We start from the raw sequence: 1,818 nt of genomic DNA, 5'->3' as shown, positions 1-1,818 counted from the left end.
AATTTGTTTAACTGATACGTTTTTGATGCTTGAAGAAAAAGATTTTTTTACACGCTATATGTTTGAGAATTCAGAGCGGTGTAAAAAACAGCAGGAAGTAGATATCCAAGTTATTGTCGGCAATCCTCCTTATTCAACAGGTCAAAAAAGTGCTAATGACAATGCAAAGAATACCCCTTATCCCATATTAAATAACCGTATTCGTGAAACCTATGCTGCTCAATCTAAAGCAATGAATACGCGAAATTTTTATGACAGTTATATTCGTGCTATGCGCTGGGCAAGTGACCGTATTGGTAATGCTGGGGTAATCGGCTTTGTTTCTGGCTCTGGTTACATAGAAAAATCGACAATGAATAGTTTACGAAAATCTTTAGCCAAAGAATTTACGAGTATTTATGTACTTAATTTACGAGGGGATCTTCGTAAAAATATGTTAAGCAATGGAGCTGCTCAAGAAGGTGAAAATGTTTTTGGTAGTGGTAGTATGACGGGCATTGCCGTGACGCTGTTTATAAAAAATCCCAATACTATTGGACCTTGTAAAATTTACTATCATGATATTGGTGATAATCAAACAAGAGAAAAAAAACTTAAAACAATTAAGGACTTTGGTAGTATTGATGGCATTACACGAAGTAAAAAAGATTGGCAAATAATCACACCAGATAAGCATGGTGATTGGATACGTCAACGTGATGACAGTTTTGAAACATTCTTAGCTTTAGGCGATAAGAGACCTCATGAGAAAAAACTCTTTGAGATTTATTCTTGTGGCATTACGACTAGTCGTGATGCTTGGGCATACAATTCAAGTCGTGCAATTTTAGCGAAAAATATGGGTAACATGATTGCCTTCTATAACAGTGAAGCAGAACGTTTTAATAATGCTTATGCGCACACTGACAGTAAATCACGTAAAAAGGCTGTAGATAATTTTGTTAATTCAGATACAAGCAAGATAAGTTGGAGTTTGAATATAAAAAAACAATTAGCAAGAGGTCATATTTTAAAATTTGAAGAAGTCGGTTTTGTTCAAAGTTTATATCGTCCTTTTACACGACAGTGGCTTTATTATAATCGCATTTTTAATGAAGCAATTTATCAAATGCCTCGTATCTTTCCTGTAGAAAAAATGATCAAAAATACAGTGATACAAGTTTCTGCTATAGGGGCAAGAAGTGGATTTTCTGTTATTATGACTAAAGATCTACCTGATTTTCATGCAATAGATACAGGTCAATGCTTTCCAAGATATATTTATGAAGATGCTACGGTTTCAAAAGGTAAAAGTAAGCAACAATCCCATTTGTTTGCAAATTCTACAGAGAAAAACACAACAGCTGGTTTACAGAGACGTAATGCCATTACTGATGAGGGGCTAGCACATTTTAAAGCCGCTTATCCTAATGAAAAAATCACTAAAGATGATCTATTCTATTACGTCTACGGATTGTTACATTCGGAAGATTATCGTGCTCGTTATGCTCATAATTTATGCAAAGAATTACCTCGCATTCCTTGCGTAAAGAGTGCTGAGGATTTTTGGAAGTTTGTAACAGCAGGGCGTGAACTGGGTCATTTGCACGTAAATTATGAAGATGTAGAGCCTTATCCAGTAACTTTTAAAAAGGGTAATCCAAAAGTTACAGAGATCTCTAATCCCGAAAAATTCTATTATGTGACTGAAATGCAATTTGCAAAAGCAGGTAAAGAGAAAGATAAATCAACTGTTATTTACAATAGCAATATCACAATAACAGATATCCCTCTTGAAGCTTATAAGTATATCGTCAATGGTAAACCCGCTCTTGAATG

At 34.7% G+C, this 1,818-nt stretch carries 1 protein-coding gene; it reads left to right on the top strand.

Features of this window, described 5'->3' with window-relative positions; translation table 11 throughout:
- Positions 1-1,818: type ISP restriction/modification enzyme (locus ACFIM1_RS09165; RefSeq protein WP_375694678.1), on the top strand; the 1,818-nt coding region annotated here is incomplete at both ends.

Source organism: Bartonella sp. AC158YNML, assembly GCF_042196725.1.
In the GTDB taxonomy this organism is placed as follows: domain Bacteria; phylum Pseudomonadota; class Alphaproteobacteria; order Rhizobiales; family Rhizobiaceae; genus Bartonella.
The sequence above is the reverse complement of the archived record's forward strand: the minus strand, read 5'-3'. Positions and strand labels throughout refer to the sequence as shown.